We start from the raw sequence: 1114 nt of genomic DNA, 5'->3' as shown, positions 1-1114 counted from the left end.
AGGTAGCCCTAGGGGAACCTGGGGCTGGATCACCTCCTTAACGATACTATCGATGCCAGTGTCCACACAAATTGTATAGGTTGAAAAAGTAAAGAGTGGTTGAGGTCCCAAACCTCAACGCATCAGCAATGAAAGTTGTTGAAAAGATTTGTGTCCCATTCGTCTAGAGGCCTAGGACACCGCCCTTTCACGGCGGTAACAGGGGTTCGACTCCCCTATGGGACGCCACGGGTCGTTAGCTCAGTTGGTAGAGCAGTTGACTTTTAATCAATTGGTCGTAGGTTCGAATCCTACACGACCCACCATCTCCTCCACAGGCGATGTAAAACTTATGTGGGCGATTAGCTCAGTTGGGAGAGCACCTCCCTTACAAGGAGGGGGTCACTGGTTCGAGCCCGGTATCGCCCACCACTTTCTCTTTTAGAGAACTTCTCCTAAGAAGTAAAACATATGGGGTTATAGCTCAGCTGGGAGAGCGCCTGCCTTGCACGCAGGAGGTCTGCGGTTCGATCCCGCATAGCTCCACCACTCTCTAAAAACATTCTCACGAGTGTGTTTAGAAAGTGGACTCTGTTATCAGAGAAAYATCACTTTGCTCTTTAAAAATCTGGAAAGCTGACTAGTAGATTCATTCTAAGGAATGAATTGAAATCTGTTTCTTATCTCTCTACCCGAGAGGTAAYGAAACAAAAGTTCTCAAAACGTTAATTCTTCGGAATTAACACCAAACACATTCAAGTGTTCTTGGTTTCATTCTTCTCCTAGAGAGGGATGAACATATTTGAGTCCGGCGAAAAACCGTTCATTAATTTGAACATGTTCTTTAACGAGAACACCTTGGTTGCTGTTTTGTTTTCACTTTAAAAAGTGAACGCAAACGGTCCATACGMAAGACCTCTTGGGGTTGTATGGTTAAGTGACTAAGCGTACACGGTGGATGCCTTGGCAGTCAGAGGCGATGAAGGACGTAGTAACTTGCGATAAGCGTAGATAAGGCAGTAACAGCCACTTGAGTCTACGATTTCCGAATGGGGAAACCCACGTGCATAAGCACGTATCATGCAGTGAATACATAGCTGCATGAGGCGAACTCGGGGAACTGAAACATCTAAGT

4 tRNA genes and 1 rRNA gene are annotated in these 1114 nt (G+C 45.9%); all 5 read left to right on the top strand.

The features are described from left to right. Positions 1–152 precede the first annotated feature (152 nt). Positions 153–228: transfer RNA gene (locus L4D06_RS25390), tRNA-Glu, on the top strand. Position 229: 1 nt separating this feature from the next. Then, positions 230–305: transfer RNA gene (locus tag L4D06_RS25385), tRNA-Lys, on the top strand. Between the two features lie 30 nt (positions 306–335). Further along, positions 336–411: transfer RNA gene (locus tag L4D06_RS25380), tRNA-Val, on the top strand. A gap of 41 nt (positions 412–452) precedes the next feature. Then, positions 453–528, top strand: a tRNA-Ala gene (locus L4D06_RS25375). 382 nt (positions 529–910) lie between these two features. Continuing rightward, positions 911–1114: ribosomal RNA gene (locus L4D06_RS25370) — 23S ribosomal RNA — on the top strand; the annotation flags it as partial.

The organism is Enterovibrio makurazakiensis, assembly GCF_050336585.1.
In the GTDB taxonomy this organism is placed as follows: Bacteria; Pseudomonadota; Gammaproteobacteria; order Enterobacterales; family Vibrionaceae; genus Enterovibrio; species Enterovibrio gelatinilyticus.
Note: the sequence above shows the minus strand (reverse complement) of the source record. Positions and strands in the feature narration are given on the sequence as shown.